Source organism: Agarivorans sp. QJM3NY_30 (genome assembly GCF_050870855.2).
Lineage (GTDB): Bacteria > Pseudomonadota > Gammaproteobacteria > Enterobacterales > Celerinatantimonadaceae > Agarivorans.
In genome coordinates this window covers 1,506,608-1,524,002 of record NZ_CP194038.2, presented here as the reverse complement: position 1 = coordinate 1,524,002, position 17,395 = coordinate 1,506,608, and the positions used below count along the sequence as shown (strand labels likewise).

12 protein-coding genes are annotated in these 17,395 nt (G+C 44.9%); 8 read left to right on the top strand and 4 right to left on the bottom strand.

The window, feature by feature from the left end; all coding sequences use genetic code 11:
- Positions 1-11 precede the first annotated feature (11 nt).
- On the top strand, positions 12-632 hold the full coding sequence (locus tag ACRRSX_RS06965) for a LysE family translocator (RefSeq protein WP_432453921.1): 621 nt from the start codon (positions 12-14) through the stop codon (positions 630-632).
- An 868-nt stretch (positions 633-1,500) separates the two neighbouring features.
- Here the strand turns inward: ACRRSX_RS06965 and ACRRSX_RS06960 are convergent.
- A complete protein-coding gene (locus ACRRSX_RS06960) occupies positions 1,501-3,570 on the bottom strand; it encodes a bifunctional 2',3'-cyclic-nucleotide 2'-phosphodiesterase/3'-nucleotidase (protein WP_432453922.1) in 2,070 nt (689 codons plus the stop codon).
- A gap of 250 nt (positions 3,571-3,820) precedes the next feature.
- Between ACRRSX_RS06960 and ACRRSX_RS06955 the strand changes: the two genes are divergently transcribed.
- The 6 genes from ACRRSX_RS06955 to amt all read left to right on the top strand — a co-directional run bounded on the left by ACRRSX_RS06955 (position 3,821) and on the right by amt (position 13,590).
- On the top strand, positions 3,821-4,270 hold the full coding sequence (locus ACRRSX_RS06955) for an RrF2 family transcriptional regulator (protein ID WP_432453923.1): 450 nt from the start codon (positions 3,821-3,823) through the stop codon (positions 4,268-4,270).
- A 49-nt stretch (positions 4,271-4,319) separates the two neighbouring features.
- Positions 4,320-5,516: an NnrS family protein gene (locus ACRRSX_RS06950; protein ID WP_432453924.1), complete on the top strand. Its 1,197-nt coding sequence runs from the start codon at positions 4,320-4,322 to the stop codon at positions 5,514-5,516.
- 551 nt (positions 5,517-6,067) lie between these two features.
- A complete protein-coding gene (locus ACRRSX_RS06945) occupies positions 6,068-7,228 on the top strand; it encodes a 3-phenylpropionate MFS transporter (protein ID WP_432453925.1) in 1,161 nt (386 codons plus the stop codon).
- Between the two features lie 349 nt (positions 7,229-7,577).
- Positions 7,578-8,993: a YcjX family protein gene (locus ACRRSX_RS06940; RefSeq protein ID WP_432453926.1), complete on the top strand. Its 1,416-nt coding sequence runs from the start codon at positions 7,578-7,580 to the stop codon at positions 8,991-8,993.
- Positions 8,990-10,012 (top strand): YcjF family protein, encoded by a 1,023-nt coding sequence (locus tag ACRRSX_RS06935; RefSeq protein ID WP_432453927.1) that lies wholly within the window; start codon positions 8,990-8,992, stop codon positions 10,010-10,012. Before ACRRSX_RS06940 ends, ACRRSX_RS06935 begins: the two co-directional genes overlap by 4 nt.
- A 494-nt stretch (positions 10,013-10,506) precedes the next feature.
- Complete coding sequence (gene amt / locus ACRRSX_RS06930) at positions 10,507-13,590, top strand: ammonium transporter (RefSeq protein ID WP_432453928.1); 3,084 nt, start codon at positions 10,507-10,509, stop codon at positions 13,588-13,590.
- A 251-nt stretch (positions 13,591-13,841) separates the two neighbouring features.
- Here the strand turns inward: amt and elbB are convergent, their stop codons facing one another.
- From elbB to ACRRSX_RS06915, 3 genes are all read right to left on the bottom strand, one after another.
- Positions 13,842-14,492 (bottom strand): isoprenoid biosynthesis glyoxalase ElbB, encoded by a 651-nt coding sequence (gene elbB, locus ACRRSX_RS06925; protein ID WP_432453929.1) that lies wholly within the window; start codon positions 14,490-14,492, stop codon positions 13,842-13,844.
- 210 nt (positions 14,493-14,702) lie between these two features.
- Positions 14,703-15,338, bottom strand: a complete 636-nt coding sequence (gene leuE / locus ACRRSX_RS06920; protein WP_432453930.1) for a leucine efflux protein LeuE — start codon at positions 15,336-15,338, stop codon at positions 14,703-14,705.
- Between the two features lie 82 nt (positions 15,339-15,420).
- Positions 15,421-16,278 (bottom strand): LysR family transcriptional regulator, encoded by an 858-nt coding sequence (locus ACRRSX_RS06915; RefSeq protein WP_432453931.1) that lies wholly within the window; start codon positions 16,276-16,278, stop codon positions 15,421-15,423.
- 354 nt (positions 16,279-16,632) lie between these two features.
- Here ACRRSX_RS06915 and ACRRSX_RS06910 point away from each other — a divergent pair, with 354 nt between their 5' ends.
- On the top strand, positions 16,633-17,244 hold the full coding sequence (locus ACRRSX_RS06910) for a cysteine hydrolase family protein (RefSeq protein WP_432453932.1): 612 nt from the start codon (positions 16,633-16,635) through the stop codon (positions 17,242-17,244).
- Positions 17,245-17,395 lie beyond the last annotated feature (151 nt).

Below are 17,395 nucleotides of genomic sequence, written 5' to 3'. Positions count from 1 at the left end.
TCACTTTTATCATGTTAAGTACTCTTTTACCGACCGCTTTTCCTGCGCTGGCTCTTGCCCATTTCGTTGCCTTGTTAAGCCCGGGGCAAGATTTCTTTCTGATTATTGGTCACTCCGTGAGACATAAACTGAAAGGAAGTAAATACATCTGTGTCGGTGTCGCGGCTGGAAACGCAATTTACATTGCAATCGCCATCATCGGATGGACCAGCATCCGAGACTCCCCTCAAATTTTTTCTGTTGTCGAAACCCTCGGCGCTATCTATCTATTGTGGATAGGATCCAAACTGCTCCGCAGTCAAAAAAGTGATGCCGTTCTCAAAACCAAGGAACAGAGCCTTCCTACGGTTAGTAAACAATTAGTGCTAGGGATTAACTCGGCGCTGTTAAACCCCAAAAACGCGCTATTTTATATGAGCTTAATGACGGTTATTCTGGGCAGCGAGGTCACCCTGACCCAGCAAATCTGCTCCGGTATCTGGATGGTTTTCGCGGTGTTTATCTGGGATCTTTTAGTTGCCTCAATGATAGGTCAACAGAGAGTCCAAACTTATTTAAAACGAAGCATTCACATTATAGAAAGATTCGCTGGCGGCATTCTGATCGTATTTGGAATTGCTCTGTTCATCTGAACCTTCTGAGTTCGAGAGGATCAAACGGATAGCTCCTACAAAGTAAACCGGCAATGGACAGCAATTTGATGACCTGTCATCGGGTCACCAAATGAAGGGCGATACTCACTTTCCCCTAAACCATAACGGCCAGTTGAGGCGATATCCACCACAATTAACAGGTCTTAAATAAGCGAGCCATAGCTTCACTTATATGAAAATGAATACACATAATATTTCGATTGATGAGTTAAATTAAGGTCAACCAAAGAGCGGTTGACCATTGCGCGGCGAAAATACATCAGGAAATGCGACAATCATGGACCGAGACTGAATCCGCGACACAAGCGGTGTTTACTCGCGCAACCTTTTTCACAAGATCGCAGTACGGCTGCTGATACACCAATGAAATATCTGGTACATAGCGTATGACTATTGGGAAAGCTTTGCTGCAGAAAAATTTGATACGATGGCGGATTCACAATAGGCCTACTCAGCTTGCATCAATTGATTCAAGGCCCCCTCAATATATCAAAACGATATGATTTATTTTTTCAACGGGGGAGCTTCAACGGTATCTGCTACATATCAAGTATCTAGCCGCTAATTTTTCTACCAGAGTTGTTCTCAAACCACGACTTCGTTCGCACCTTCACTGGAAAGTGTGAGTACATAACAGCCTCCATTAATGCTTGTTAGATGTAAGGCAGAGCGATTATCGAGACATTAATAGCGCTAAAATTTAGCCCTTATCGAAGCCTCCTCAATCAAGCCCTAGTGCATAAATAGCCATATCAAACGGCTAACCGCTGCAGCTCTAGGGCCAATCCTACAAATCCAGAAACCCACGTGACGATGCAAATAACATGGGTAAAGGATTGCCCCCGAGTTAAGGGCGAACAGGTTCAGAGTTTAAGTCAATTCGATAAATTGCAAAACCTGCCATCGCATCAACAGCGCTAAGTTTTTCCATCTTACGTTGCTGATTTTCGGCCACAAATTGGTCAGCGAGTTCACTATCTTGAGTCTCAAAACGCACATCTAAGGTGACATCCGTCGTAATGGTTTTAAAATCCCAATTGTAATCCGCTGTTGGATCAACCATGCCGTTGTAAGTACCGGAGGCATTAGGCTGTGACTGCTCAGAAATATAAGCGGCTAATACTTCACGATTAGTATCTGGTAACTCTAATACGACATGTTCAGAACCGGTTCCCGCAAAAACGCCAGCAAACGCTCGATAGTTATTAGATGCAACTAAAAATTCTTTGTTGGCAAGTGCTTGACCAGTAATCACCACACCTTTTTCATCGGTATAGCTTAACTCGACAATCCGGCTGGCCGTCGCATTGACCAGTGCACAGTGACTGTCAAACTTGCTCGGTTGCGTGACATCAATTTTATATCTTAAGCCATCAATAACATCGAAATTATAAGTCGGGTGGCCCTCACGATTAATCAGGTTTTGCGGTGTGCTAATAGTTGGGTCGATTTGATTAAATTGATTGGCACTGCACTCCAGCCAGTCTTTTAACTCCGCCCCTGTGGCTTTAAGTACCACCATGGTATTGGGATATACATACAAGTCAGCCGCATTACTATAAGAAAGTGGCCCTTTAGGGACCATAACAAACTGACTCGCATCCCCTTCTTGGTAGCGACCACCTGCTTTAAATGGTGCAGCGGCAGACAAAATAGGCAGCCCACTAAGCTCATCAGGCAACTTGGCTTTTACACCCGCAATTTGCGCTAACGACACAATCTGCACCGATGGGTCGTCTTGCACCAAGCTTAAAAAGCTAAACATATTTGAAGCCGCCACACCAATCGGCTGGCTCACAAAATCGATTGTGGCTTGGTGCTCTACCGCCACCGCATCCCGAATACTCTGTTCACCACGAACTAACGCAACCTTATTGGCATTATCATAAACGGGACGAGCCTCAGCTTGCGATTCAGAATGATGAATCAGCCACTTACCATTTTGCTTGGTGAGCTTTAAATCGACAATCCCAATGTTATCGCCCCAGCGCCCCGGCATAACTGCCGGAATACCGTTCAATAAACCTCTCTCAATATCGGTATTTGGCAGGTCACGATAGCGTTCGGCTGGAAATACCGAATGACTGTGTCCAAACATAATCGCGTCAATCCCTGCCACTGAGGTTAAGGCAAAGGTTGCATTTTCAGCCTGTGGATCACCAGGGTTTTCGCTAGAACCGATACCGGAATGAGGGATTGCAATAATTAAGTCTGCCCTCGCCGCTTGCATTGCTGGCACAAACTGTTTAGCCGCTTGAGTAATACCAAGTACTGCTATTTCGCCACTTAAATTGGTTTTGTCCCATTGCAGAATTTGTGGTGGTACAAAGCCAATATAACCAATATTCACAGTGTGCAGATTACCTTGGGTATCGCGTACCGAAGTCTGCTGAATGAGATAGGGATTAAACAGATTTTCGCCAAATTCAACATTTCCCCAACAGCCATTTTTATTCGCACAAATAACGTTTGCGTTAATATAAGGAAAATTGGCACCCGCGATGGCCTTCTCTAAAAATGATAAACCATAGTTGAACTCGTGATTACCAATATTGCCCACCACATAATTTAATGTATTCATCGCCTTATATGCGGGATGTGTATCGCTTAAACCAACGCTGGCAATGTAATCCCCCATTGGACTACCTTGCAATAAATCCCCATTATCGACCAACACCGCATTGCTTACTTCTTGGCGTGCCGCACTAATTAAACTCGCCGCACGCGCTAAACCAATGCTTGGATCCTGTTTATGAGTGTAGTAATTAAAATCCATAATATTGGTATGTAAATCTGTGGTTTCTATAATTCTCAAGTCCACATTAACCGCAGAGGTGTGACTGTCGTCGCTGGAGCTACATCCGCATAAGCCAAGAGAAACTGCTATCGCAACAATTATTCGTTTATTATTCAGCACATTTAATCCTTTAAATCTTTGACTCATGAGTACCACTAATACTAAGAGCATCAACAAGGTAAGTATATAAATTAAAAGTCAAAACATTAAAAATATCAGAGTATAAGATCCCAAACTCAATTCGATTTACCAGCACTCGTTGCCACTAACGCCAAGCGGCGCTTAACTCTCCGAATAAAAACTACCAAACACCCACTAAAAGATGTATTTTAAATGCATCTTTATATATCTCAAATTTTGGGTGCGTAGCATGCAAATCACTCGCTATACCGACTACTCCCTTCGCCTACTCATTTACTTAGCGGTCAATAAAGATCGACTCTGTACCATCCAAGAAATCGCCCAAAGCTACGACATTTCCAAGAACCATCTGATGAAGATTGTTCAGCAACTGAATGCTAAAGGTCACTTATTGGCCGTCCGCGGAAAAAATGGCGGTCTTAAATTAAATCGTCAAACGAATCAAATTGGCATCGGTAGCCTAGTTCGGGAAATGGAAGATAACAGCAAGCTGGTCGAATGTTTTGGCGAAAATAATCGTTGTGTCATTACTCCGAGTTGCCAATTGAAGAATATTTTTGCCGAAGCTCAAGAGAATTTTTTCAAAACCTTGGATGCATATACCTTAGCGGATTTACTTGGCGTCAATAACCAATATCAACTGACGACGCTTTTAAATCGAGATTCTAGAACCAGTTAAATCTTTCACTAATCATATACCCAATCGATCTTCAATTGAGAGCCTAACGATGATCATGATTTCAGATCCCAAAAATAACAAGCCAAGGCAAGCACAAACAGGGGCGTTTTTAGAACTTGCGTTTCGCCCATTTTTCCTCCTCGCCTCCCTGTTCAGTATCCTCAGTTTACTGCTATGGAACGGATTCTTCACTGGCGATGTGACATTACATGTTTATGGCGGTCCCTTATGGTGGCATATGCATGAAATGCTATTCGGTTTTGTGGCTGCAATTATTATTGGTTTTTTATTAACGGCGGTTCAAACTTGGACCCAAATACGCAGTTTAAATAGCACCGGATTGCTACTTTTAGTTGCGGTTTGGATGATTGCCAGGGGGTTATTTTTGCTGCCAAATAGTGTACCACATTGGCTGATTGCACTGCTTGATATTGCTTTTTTACCGTTAGCCACAGCTGCACTGGCTTACCCAATTATAAAAGCTAGATTGTGGCGTAATTTGATATTTATCCCCATATTATTGCTGATGAGCATTGCCAATATCAGCATGCATAGCAAAGTCATCACACCACTTGAGCCATTCATCGATAATTCCAGCACGCTGATGGTGTTATTAGTCACCTTAGTGATGAGCATTATGGGCGGACGCGTATTCCCTATGTTCACTGCAAACGGCACCCAAACAGCGCGCGTGGAGCCAATTGCTTACTTAGAAAAAGTGGTTATTGGCAGCACCTTGTTAGCCTTAATCAGCAGCCTACCATTTATCAAACTCCCTTCGACATTGAGCGCTTCAATATTTTTTATCGCCAGCGCTGCACATGCAGTGCGGGTATTTCGCTGGAAAATATGGGTAACCATCAAAACGCCATTAGTTTGGAGTTTACACATCAGTTACTGGTGCATTGCGCTCGGCTTATTCATCTACGGTTTATCAGAAGTGTCTACCATGGTAAATCATTCCCAAGCGATCCACACCTTAACCGTTGGCGCGATGGCCACCATGATCCTATCCATGATTTCGCGTGTTTCTTTAGGCCATACGGGTAGAAAAATTGAGGTTGGAAGAATCATGACGTTCGGATTGATCGCAATCATTCTATGCTTTGTGACTCGCGTCTTTTTGGGGTACTTTTTAAGTGATTATCGGTATGTCATTTCCATCGCGGTTGGCTTTTGGGTGATTGGCTATGGTTGTTTCGTCACACTTTACTTCCCTATTTTAAGCAAACCTCGGCAGGCGTAAGTCTCGACGAAAACAGCGGCCATAAGGATTGAATTAAGCGACTATTATGATACAACTTCAGGCTCATGATAAACGTAAATATCCCCAGTGCTGTATTAATAGCCATCCCAAAATTTCACAATGAGAATCGGCGAAGATTTATCACAGGCGGTGTCAGAGGATCACCATACCAGTCTGTAAGTAACGGTTCGCAGGGATGGATATGTTACCAACAAAATTGCTCTCAAATTGACCTGTTGAATACAGGGCTCATAAGCGCGCATTCATCGCTATTCCAAATACAAATTATTTGCTGATGGATGCGATTTAAATCTTCAAATTAAAAATTTCAAAACTATATTTCAAGCACAAGCCAGATAAATAAATCGCCCTTCAACAAAATATCAGTTACAAAGCAATGTAGTTCAATAAATTATAGATGAAAAATCTAAAGACATCAGGATTTGGAAACAACCATATATTCACTCGCTGATTCCCATTGAACAAGCGGCTATGTTATTCAAAAATTGGCGCTATAATGCTGCCATTAAGCAGTATAAGGTTTGGTAAAAGTGAGAAATCCAAAAGCAGCAACTTGGATAAGTTTATATTTTTCAGGTTTATTTTTCGTATGGGGGATCTTTTTACCATTCTGGGCCTTATGGTTAGAAGGTGAAGGCTTAAACCCTAGTGAAATTGGGCTGTTGATTGGATTTAGCATGGTCGCCCGCTTTGTTGGCAACGTGGTACTGATGCCACGCATAAAATCGGCTAATCACCTACTACCAGGGATCCGTTGGATCAGCTTTGCCAGCATTTTAGTGGTCACTTGCCTGTTTTATTTAAAGGGCTATATTTGGCTCACAATACTCACCTTGGCCGCTAACTTTTTCATTGCTACCTTAATCCCGCTTGGAGATGCAGCCGCAACCAAATGGGTCAATCAGCTCAAGCTTGACTATGGTCGGGTTCGCGTATTCGGTTCCATTGCTTTTGTTATCTCGTCCACCATCATCGGCAACGCACTTGGTTATTTTTCTCATTCCTTAATTTTATATGCCACCGCAGGCTCACTGTTGGTGCTGTGGGGGATCTCACTATTATCTCCTGCCGAAAAACTGTTAGAACCAGCAACCAGTAGCAACCCCCATGCAGGGCGTTTATGGCCCGTATTGAAACAAAAACATGCCTTACGATTTATCGCTGTGACCACTTTGATTCAAAGCTCCCATGCCGCCTACTATGCCTATGGAACGCTATATTGGAAAAGCATTGATTATTCAGAATCAACCATCGGTTACCTCTGGTCGATTGGTGTCATTTTTGAAATGAGCATTCTCATCTTTGGTAGCCGCTGGTTTCGCCGTTGGGATGCAAGAAGCATGTTGTTATTTGCTGCAATAGGCGGCGTTATCCGTTGGGGCTTATTGGGCAGCGCAGAATTACTACCGATGATGATGTTATCGCAAACGATGCATGCATTAACCTTTGCCTTAACTCAACTAGCAGCAATTAAATACATCGGGAGTGAAGCCCCCAAAGAACAAGCGATCCCCTTACAGGCACTGTATTCGGCGATAGCCTTAAATATGGGGACCGCGTTGCTAATTTTCTTATGCAGCGCCTTATACGCTCCCTTAGGAAGTGGCATATTCTTGATTATGGCGAGTTTAACTGCACTGGCAATCCCCATCCTGTTGGTCAAAGTCAAAGCCAGCCCATCAGCACACTAAGCTTGCAAAATGTGGCGCTTATCCGCCACAACATGAACAAAATTTAATCCATCTCTGCACCAACTTTTGCTAGATTGAATCACAGTCACATGGTTTAGCCAATGGGCGTGGCTTCAAGCGACAACTTGAAAAAGCCGCATATGCCCCGATATATTGAATAAGTTGAGTGTGTTTTGCGAGATCCCTTGACTAAAAAACAATCTCTCGTACTTTGGTTAACAGAAGCACTTGGGATGTATTGGCTTAGTCGATTAAGCTTCACTGCTGTTGTTCAAGTAAACGCTTTAGGCATAAACCTGACAAATAAGCTAAGCCGAATATTCGCCCATGAACGGTTGCCACTAAATTTATGAATCATTCTCGATTATCGAACATCAAAACCAAAGCCGACGACTTAGCCAAGCTCAGTATGGATAAACACTTACGACTTGCCGTCACGGGCCTCAGTGGTGCCGGTAAAACAGCATTTATTACTTCTTTGGTAAACCAATTATTATTAGGGGCAGAAAATCATCAACTGCCACTATGGAAACTGGCTCGTGAACATGGTTTTTTAGGGGCAAAACGCAGCCCTCAGCCACATCTCCACTTAGCAAGTTTCGACTATCAAGGTGGCTTAGCTGCGCTGCAAAGCCAACCCCCGAGCTGGCCCAAACCAACTCATGGCGTGAGTGAAATTCGTCTAAAATTACGCTATAAACCGCAATCCGTCATTTGGCGAAAATTGAGTCACACCGCCAATCTAACACTAGACATTGTCGACTATCCCGGCGAGTGGCTACTTGATTTACCACTGCTCAATATGAACTATCAGCAGTGGTGCGAACATATAAATACAGGCTTACAAGACTCACGTAAGGCTAAGCTCGCCGAGCACTGGCAACAACAGGCGGCCCACTTAGATGTAAACGCCACAGCTAACGAAACACAAGTCGCAGATATCGCTGCGGCCTATACCCAATATTTACATGACTGCAAAAGCCAATTGGGGATGCACCACATTCAACCCGGCCGTTTCGTATTGCCCGCCGAGCTCGCGGGCGCGCCAGTCTTAGCTTTTTTCCCCATTCAGCCTGATTTAGCGAGTACAAAGGTGCAAGTTAAAAACAGCAACTTGGCTTTACTAACGGAACGCTTTGAGTACTACAAAGAACATGTGGTGAAACGGTTTTACCAACAGCATTTTATTAAGTTTGATCGGCAAATTGTATTGGTGGATTGTCTCAGCCCACTTAACAACGGTCACGATAGCTTCTGCGACATGCAGTTAGCCATTAATCAAATACTGCACAGTTTTAATTACGGGCAATCAAGCCTGTTACGCCGCCTATTTTCACCGAAGATCGACAAACTGTTGTTTGCTGCCAGCAAGGCAGACCATGTCACACCAGAGCAACATACTCGTTTAGTGAGCTTGCTTAGCGAAGTAGTTGCCGACGGGAAACGCCATGTTAAATTTGAGGGGATCGACACCGAAACGATGGCCTTAGCCTCAATTAAAGCGACTCAGGCTGGTACTGCCAAGCTCAATGGTGTCAACATTGCGGCAATTAAAGGGATCTTACAAAGCGATCAAGCGACTCAAAAGACTACCATGCTATTTCCCGGTGAAGTCCCCAACCGTTTACCGAAACAACAGTTTTGGCAAAACCAAGGATTTGAGTTTAGTCCCTTTCAACCTCCGGCCTGTTCACCTTACACGGCACTGCCACATATTCGACTCGACCAAGCCATTGAATTTCTATTAGGAGACAAGTTTCGATGAATCCGTCAATCAAACCCCGACAGGTGCTCGATGCCGAGTCCCAGGCCAAAATACTAGACCCTTTAGCCAAGCAAGACAGTAATGAGCAACTGGCAGCAAAACAAGTTATCGACGACCAACAACAATGGCAGGAAGCCCCAGATCTGGAGCCCATAAAATTGGAACTACAGAGTAAAAAGAGCAATGGTTGGCTAAAATATGGGGTGGGTGCCGCCTTGGCAATGGGCATCGGCGAACTAACATTAAGTTTATTCGAACTGTGGCAAAGCTCTCCGATCCGAGCAGGGATCTATTCAGCAATCAGCGGCACCATTGTGCTTGCACTGCTATCAATGTTCATCAAAGAACTGGCAAATTTAAGACGACTTAAAAAATACCAAAAACAACACCAACAAGGGGAACTGCTACTGCAGGGGCAAGGCCGTGGCAACGCCCAGTTTTACTGTGAAAAACTGGCAAAACTACAGGGCTTAAACGACAGCCAAGAGTACCTCACTTGGCAAAACTGGCTAAATGAAAACCACAGTGATGCCGAGGTTGTCAGCCTATACAGTGAAACGGTATTAAAACCACTCGATGACCGCGCTAAACAAGCGATTAGCCAATGGTCTGGTGAAGCCGCGGTATTGGTGGCCATTAGCCCACTGGCAATAGTCGACATGTTGATTATTTTTTGGCGAAACATCAAAATGATTGAAGCTGTCGCAAAAATTTACGGTGTAGAACTTGGCTATTTTAGCCGCATCAAACTCATCAAATCGGTATTTGTAAACATGATTTACGCGGCAACCAGTGAAGTCATCACCGACCTCGGTAGCGACCTATTGGGTGCAGAACTCACCGCCAAGTTATCCAGCAAAGCCGCTCAAGGCATTGGCGCCGGGCTACTCACGGCTCGTCTGGGTTTTAAAACCATGGAACAATGTCGGCCGGTGCCATGGACGCTAAACAATAAACCTAAAACCAAACAACTCAAAAACCTACTGCTAAGAAAATTACGCAACAAACTGTCAATCTAAACCCCTAGATAAGCAATTGTTTTACCGTCGATTCGGGTTCAAGATAAAAACATACTTATTGCTACAAGCACGCTGAAACTGCTGATACAAATCAAATTCCCCAGCATTTGATCTGCTACAATATTCGCCAGAAATCAAAGATAAACAGCTATAAATTACAGATAGTTAAGCAAGTTAAACCGAGATTACTCTTGCCTTAAGAAGACGAACTATGATACTCATTGCTTCATGTTTAGACATGACTAATATAGTTTTCGGCTTGTTGGTTGTGTTATCAGCTCGCCACAAAACGGCGTGAGAGAGCCAAGGATAACACGCTGCGAATCATGCATTAAATCAGTCTAAGCGTCTCAATAATTTTATTGAGAGATTAGGATATTAATCAATCAAGTGATCACTTGTAAGTAGTTGACATACTCTGCAGCAGTTTGACTTAAAGGTCACTCTATCTTCAAAAAGGAATTGTGCTGGCCAAGGAGTAACAGGGAGAAACAATGGAATATTCTTGGTTATTAATCGCCTCGTTCTTAGTCTTTATCATGCAAGCTGGTTTTTTATGTTTAGAGACAGGAAAAATCCGCAGTAAAAACAGCATTAACGTCGCCGCCAAAAACATTGCTGATTTCATCATCGCCTCCCTAATTTACTGGATCTTCGGCTTTGCACTGATGTTTGGCGACACTAGCTATGGCCTACTCGGCAGTAGTGAGTTTTTCTTTGGCGACACCCAAAGCCCCTACCAAATCAGTTTCTTTCTTTTTCAAACCATGTTCTGTGGTACCGCCGCAACGCTACTCTCCGGTGCGGTGGCCGAACGAATGTCTTTTATTGGCTACTTATCTATTTCGGTGGTACTCAGCGCGGTGATCTATCCCATCGCCGGACATTGGGCTTGGTCTTCGGCCTATATAGCCGGAAACCAAGGTTGGCTAGAACAAATTGGATTTGTCGACTTTGCAGGCTCCACTGTGGTGCATTCAGTAGGCGGCTACGTTGCACTCGCAGCCATTATTATCATTGGCCCACGCCTCGGCCGCTTCGATTCTAATCAAACAATGCCTGTTGGAAATAACCTGCCGATGTCGGTTCTGGGCACCTTACTACTGTGGCTTGGCTGGTTTGGTTTCAATGGCGGTAGCACTTTGATAATGAACGAGCATGTCCCCAAAATCATTCTAAATACCTGTTTAGCTGCCGTAGGCGGCGGCTTAGTCAGTTCGCTATGCCATTATCGCGCTCAACGCTTCTTCGATGTAGGCTTTATTATGAATGGCGTAATTGCTGGCTTAGTATCGATTACAGCCGGTTGTCATGTGATGTCTAGCAAGTCGGCGATGTTGATCGGGATTGTTGCTGGCTTGATTTTATATTTCGGCACAATTTGGCTAGAAAAACTGAAAATCGACGATGCGCTAGGGGTTGTTCCCGCGCATTTATTTGCCGGTATTTGGGGCACCTTAGCGGTGGCGCTATTCGGGGACTTACAACTGATAGGCACCGAACTCAGCCGCTCACAGCAACTGTTCGCGCAACTTGTTGGCGTGATCAGCATTGGAGTCTACAGCTTAGGACTTAGTTTTATACTACTGCTGTTAGTCAATCGTTTTCTACCACTACGAGTTTCAGCTAAAGATGAATTGCAAGGCATGAACGTCTCCGAACACCGCGCCTCTACCGAGCTAATCGACCTACTCAATTCTATGGAACGACAGCAGCAGCAAGGTATGTTTTCCACGCCAGTCCCCGTTGAACCTTTTACCGAGGTGGGGCAAATTGCCAATCAATACAATCGAGTGATTGAGCGAGTCAGCGCCGAAATCAACAAGCGTGATGACGCCATTAACAGTTTTAAAGCCAGTGAAAAACGCAAGAGCGCTATCCTCGACTCCTCTATGGACAGTATCGTGACGGTTGATCTAAGTGGCAAAATCATCGAGTTTAATCCCGCAGCCGAAAGGACCTTTGGCTTTTTAAAACCACAAGTCGTGCATAAAAACTTCATCAATTTATTCGTGCTACCAAAGAATCAAGACGAAGTAAGAAAAAGCTTAGCCCATCGCTTCTCAAGCTCACAGGGCTTGCTACGCCATCGTCGAAATTCGCTTACTTTAACCCGCAACTCAGATCATGAGTTTCCAGCAGAAATATCCATCACTGGAGCCAACTTTAATAGCAATACCGAGAATGAATTTACGCTACATATTCGCGATGTCACTCGGCAACTCAAGTTGCAAGACAAGCTACGTCAACTGGCCTATAGCGATCCTCTCACCGGCTTATATAATCGGACCTATTTAATGGAGTCACTGGTTCAAGCCGCTCAGCGCCACGAGCACCAGCCAAGCCAGGTGGTACTATTTTTCATGGATCTGGACCGCTTTAAAAAAATTAACGATACCCTCGGCCACAAAGCTGGCGACCAATTACTCTGTGAAGTTGCAAAACGTCTGATTGATGTCACCCGCACCTCTGATGTCATTGCCCGCTGGGGGGGAGATGAATTTGTGGTCTTATTCACCGATTCCGTCACCATGGAATTGGCACACACTAAAGCCAACGCCATTCTTAGCTTAATGCGTCAACCAGTGAAGTTAGATGGACGGGTGATTAACATTGCCACCAGCATTGGTATCGCACAGGCCAATTTAACAACCACCAGCGCAGAACAACTCATCCAACATGCCGACATCGCCATGTACTACGCCAAACAACGAGGCCGCGACAACTACCAAGTCTTTGAGGCCGAGATGGCGAGTAAAACCGCCCGTAATTTCGATTATGAACAAGAGATGAAAAAAGGTCTGAAGGCTGGAGAACAATTTCGCATCGTTTATCAACCAAAGGTCACCGCTGATAAGCAAATCGTGGGCTTAGAGGCACTAATGCGCTGGTCTCATCCGCAAGAAGGTCAAATCTCACCTAGCGAATTTATCCCATTGGCTGAGGATTCAGAGCTCGTGATCACCCTCGGTGAATTTGCCATCGCCAAGGTATGCCAGCAACTACAAGCTTGGCGCACTGCTGGCTTCGCAACGGTGCCGGTATCGGTGAATATATCAGGTAGACATTTGGTCTCTGGCCGCTTAGAAGCGTATGCCAGTCATGCCCTTCAACAACATGGCCTCGATGGTTCTGCCTTAGAATTTGAAATCACCGAGGGGGTACTTCTCACCGATATAGAACGTTGTATCGAAGTGATGTCGGCTTTAAAAAAACTGAACATTCAAATTTCTGTCGACGATTTTGGCACTGGTTATTCTTCGCTCAACTACCTGAAACGACTGCCCATTGATGTACTCAAAATTGATCGTTCCTTTGTCGACGAATGCGCCAGCACCGTCGAAGATGGACAAATCTGCTCGACCATTATCAACTTGGCCAACAACCTAGACTTAAGTACCGTGGCAGAAGGCGTGGAAACCGAATCACAACTGGCGTTCTTACACAGTCATGGCTGCGATGTGTACCAAGGCTTTTATTTTTATCACCCGATGCCTGGCGAGGAACTCGACAACTTACTAGAGAAGAATGGCGCAAGCAACAATTCCTCAAGCAAAAAACCAGCTCACTTGGTCTAGCTCAGCAAAAAGGAACGCTAAACATCCTTCAGCTTTAGGCCAAGCAGTTGTAATCATCCTGGTTCTTTGGTTTTTCGAAACAAGCATCACTTGGGCTCGGTGACTCAACACCTAGCGCGCAGCAGATTAATCATTGTTGGCTTTGGCTAAGCAGAAAAAATCAACAACGCTTGCACACTCAAGCTATGTCACAAGGCGTGATCCCTCTGCCTGTACTCTCTCGTAGGCCAAGCATAGCCACCAAGGTCGATTTAGCTCATCGCTAATACTTGATTCACCAGTTTGGCAATCCCAAGCTCAGCTTCGACAAGATTTTGAGCCAACATATAGGCCGGTGTACTCACCAACTTGTGCGAGTGATCAACCACTATATCAGCCACCGCACATTCAATATGCTCGCCACCAAGCTCGGTAATAACTGCAATTGTATCGGTATCATTGCCGATGGTGAATTGAGCCCCCGGACCATAGACCAATGGGATCATCACTGGAGCAATACACATATAAGCAGCAGGTTTATTGGCTTCGGCAAAGGCTTTACAAGCCTTAAGCACATCTCCTTGTACACTTGCCTCAACACCATTTACAGCAAAGTCAGATAAATTTTTTGCCGCCCCAAAACCACCGGGGATAATAAGTGCGTCAAAGTCTTCGGCCACTAACTCAGTAACCGCCTTCACATCACCGCGAGCCACTCTCGCAGATTCAAGCAATACATTGCGAGTTTGCTGTTGATCTTCACCCGTGAGGTGATTAATAGTATGTCGTTGCATCACATCCGGTGCGAAGCACTGATAACTGGCTCCAGCCTTGGTAATGTGTAACAACGTTAGTATCGATTCACCCAACTCTGCGCCATCAAAAACACCACAGCCCGAGAGTATCACCGCCACTTTTTTCATAATATAAGTCCTTGTATTCCATGCAATCGTAGCCTGAGTATATACCTTATCTCTATCACTGCTCGCGGCAATGCAAAAGCTCGTCACGTGATTTCTCAGCGCGATGCTAAATGAATATCCATCATATGCTGCTCGGTCATTTGCCCGTCGCCAGTCAAACAGACATATCCTATGAGTACTTCGACGCGGTGCTCCTTAAACCAGCCCGCTTTAATGTAAGCTAGCTAACCTCGCCGCAAATCCCATGAAAAATAGCCCTAACACGCTATTCCCCATTTTAGCTAAGCCTTGATTATTGCGAAAATACTGAGTCAAGCGACAGCCTAATACAATCAACAAACTCAAATAAGTTAAACTACACAACTCCAAAATGCTTGCTAATATGGAATAGGAAATCCAAGTGCTATGGTAGCTATAGTCAATAAACTGGATAAAAAACGACACATAAAACAGTAACGCTTTGGGGTTGGTTAAACTCAAGCTGAGCGATTTCCGAAAAACTTTTTCTGTTTTGGGTTTAGCTGAAGAGAGCCGTTCTTTAGGCGCGAACCAATTACTGTAGATCAACGTTACGCCAAGATACAGCAAGTATGCAGCCCCTAAATAACGGATCGCAGTAAACAAAACCGGAGAGGTTTGCACCAAAGAAGCAACCCCAAGATAGGAGAGTAGGATTAGAATTGCATCGCCCAGTAAGACTCCTGCAGCGGCTCTATATCCACAGGCAATCCCGTAACTCGCCCCGGTTTTTAACACGTACAAAGAATTTGGACCTGGAGCCAAAATAATAAACACCAGCCCTGCAACATAAGTCCATATATTAATCACACCGTAACTTTCAAACATACCAGCTCCTTGCTATCACAGAATAACTTGATACGACAAGATTCTCATCTCGTCTAAGGTTTAAAATAAATCCAAGGACGTCTCACGAGGGAAACGAGCCAAACATGCTTTCTAATTCACGGATGATCCTGCGAGTCGCTCTCATTTGGCTGCTTTGCCGAGAAGTAAGCATCCATACCTCACGCTGCAAGGGCTCAGACAAAGGAAGCTGCAATAAATTGCTGCCAACTAGACAACAGCTGGGTAATAAAGCAATACCATAACCATGTTCGGCCGCGATACGCTGGCTGGTCAGTGAATTAGTCTGCAATCTGATCGCCGCGACACCAAAGCGTCTCAACAAGTATTCCGCCTCAGGTAAATGGCTTAAACTTGGGCCATAACTAATAACATTCACCGGTTCGGCTTGTTTCAGTTTATCCAACCATTGAGCGTTACCGCATAAACAATAATTCAGCATTCCAATCTTCTTACAGAGATAATCGCCACTCTCAGGAAGGCTTAAACGCAGCGCAATGTCAGCCTCTTTTTTAGGAATGCTCACATTACGATTGGATAACTCAATTTCCAGTTTTAAATCTGGAAATTGACCCTGTAACTGGCTTAAGTGAGGCAGAACAAGGTATTCGGCTAGAGCGGGTACCATCGATAAAACAATGCTCTTTTGCTGCTGGGCTGCCACACCAAAGTGCGGCGCTAGGCTGTCGATGTCGTCACGGATCTGGCAGCTTTTTTGATAAAGTAATTGGCCTTCTACGGTTGCAATAAATCCCTCTTGACGACGCTCAAACAGACGCTGCTGCAAGGCATCTTCAAGGCGTTCAATACGCCGCGACACCGTCGCATAATTCACCTGCAAACGCTTCGCAGCCGCCGTCGCGGTGCCACATTCAACCAAAGCCGTGAAGAATCGTAAATCGTCCCAGTTCATTCCATTCATATTTATTCTACCGCCACGACTTGAGTATGCGGTACTCGAGTTCATCAACTTGGAAAGCCTACAAAATTAAGGGCTGCAAGTATGCTTACGCCATACCCTTTTGAGGTTCAAGCCAAGTGTACAAAGCAATCGAGCGCAATTGCAAGCCCACCGCCCACTAGAAATGCTTTAAAGCCTATCTTGCTTGCGCAACCTGACTCCCCTCCACTTAACATTCGATAAATACGCTCATGCTAGACCCTGCTTCAAGTCAACGATTAATTTTGCATAGGCCTTGAGCAGAATTGCTCGCTTACCTCTCAACCTACTTCGCTTAAGCTAAAGCCCTACTCACCCATCACTAAAGAGATTCGCATGCCAAAACCGACCACTCTACTCTCCATCGCAGGTGCGACACCCACGCCATTTGATCGTTCACAAAGCGCGTTGCTGCTCATCGATTTTCAACAGGAATATATCACCGGTAAGTTAGCGCTAGGCAGTGCTGGACAAGCGGCGATTTCTCAAGCGACCAAGTTACTCAATTATGCGCGGCAACAGGCAATGCCGATCTTTCATGTACTGCATCACGCCACCGTCAATGCAGCTGTCTTTAACCCCCTAAGTGAACAAGCGGCGGTGATCCACTCGCTGCGTCCGCTCGCGGGCGAAACCGTGATCATCAAAAGTCTACCCAATAGTTTTTATCACACAGAACTACAAGCACAGCTAAAGCAAAGCGGACGTAACCAACTGATGATCGCGGGCTTGATGAGCCATATGTGCGTCACGGCTACAACCATTGCCGCGCTAGAACTCGGCTACAGTAACTTTATTTGTGCCGATGCCTGTGCCACCCGAGCCTTGAGTGCTGCAGATGGACAAAGCTTACCCGCAAACACGGTCCACCAAGTGGCGATGGCAGCCCTAGGCGACCGTTATGCCAAAATACAAAGCTTACAGCAGCTGATGCAGGCTGCGGAATAAAGTCATCACTTGGTCGAGCTCTGCCTACGCGAGGACTTAAAACCCTGAGTTCAAGTCCTCGCACGGGCGGCTATTTAACTAAATATCATTTGAATATAAACATTTGACTACAGCCACCGCCCCCTCATCTAGAGGCAATACAAACTAAGAC

What these genes read in the sequence shown, in the direction of transcription:
- ACRRSX_RS06965 (WP_432453921.1), top strand. Translation starts at nt 12, where the DNA reads ATGTTAAGTACTCTTTTACCGACCGCTTTTCCTGCGCTGGCTCTTGCC.
- ACRRSX_RS06955 (WP_432453923.1), top strand. Translation starts at nt 3,821, where the DNA reads ATGCAAATCACTCGCTATACCGACTACTCCCTTCGCCTACTCATTTAC.
- ACRRSX_RS06950 (WP_432453924.1), top strand. Translation starts at nt 4,320, where the DNA reads ATGATCATGATTTCAGATCCCAAAAATAACAAGCCAAGGCAAGCACAA.
- ACRRSX_RS06940 (WP_432453926.1), top strand. Translation starts at nt 7,578, where the DNA reads ATGAATCATTCTCGATTATCGAACATCAAAACCAAAGCCGACGACTTA.
- ACRRSX_RS06935 (WP_432453927.1), top strand. Translation starts at nt 8,990, where the DNA reads ATGAATCCGTCAATCAAACCCCGACAGGTGCTCGATGCCGAGTCCCAG.
- amt (WP_432453928.1), top strand. Translation starts at nt 10,507, where the DNA reads ATGGAATATTCTTGGTTATTAATCGCCTCGTTCTTAGTCTTTATCATG.
- elbB (WP_432453929.1), bottom strand. Translation starts at nt 14,492, where the DNA reads ATGAAAAAAGTGGCGGTGATACTCTCGGGCTGTGGTGTTTTTGATGGC.
- leuE (WP_432453930.1), bottom strand. Translation starts at nt 15,338, where the DNA reads ATGTTTGAAAGTTACGGTGTGATTAATATATGGACTTATGTTGCAGGG.
- ACRRSX_RS06915 (WP_432453931.1), bottom strand. Translation starts at nt 16,278, where the DNA reads ATGAATGGAATGAACTGGGACGATTTACGATTCTTCACGGCTTTGGTT.
- ACRRSX_RS06910 (WP_432453932.1), top strand. Translation starts at nt 16,633, where the DNA reads ATGCCAAAACCGACCACTCTACTCTCCATCGCAGGTGCGACACCCACG.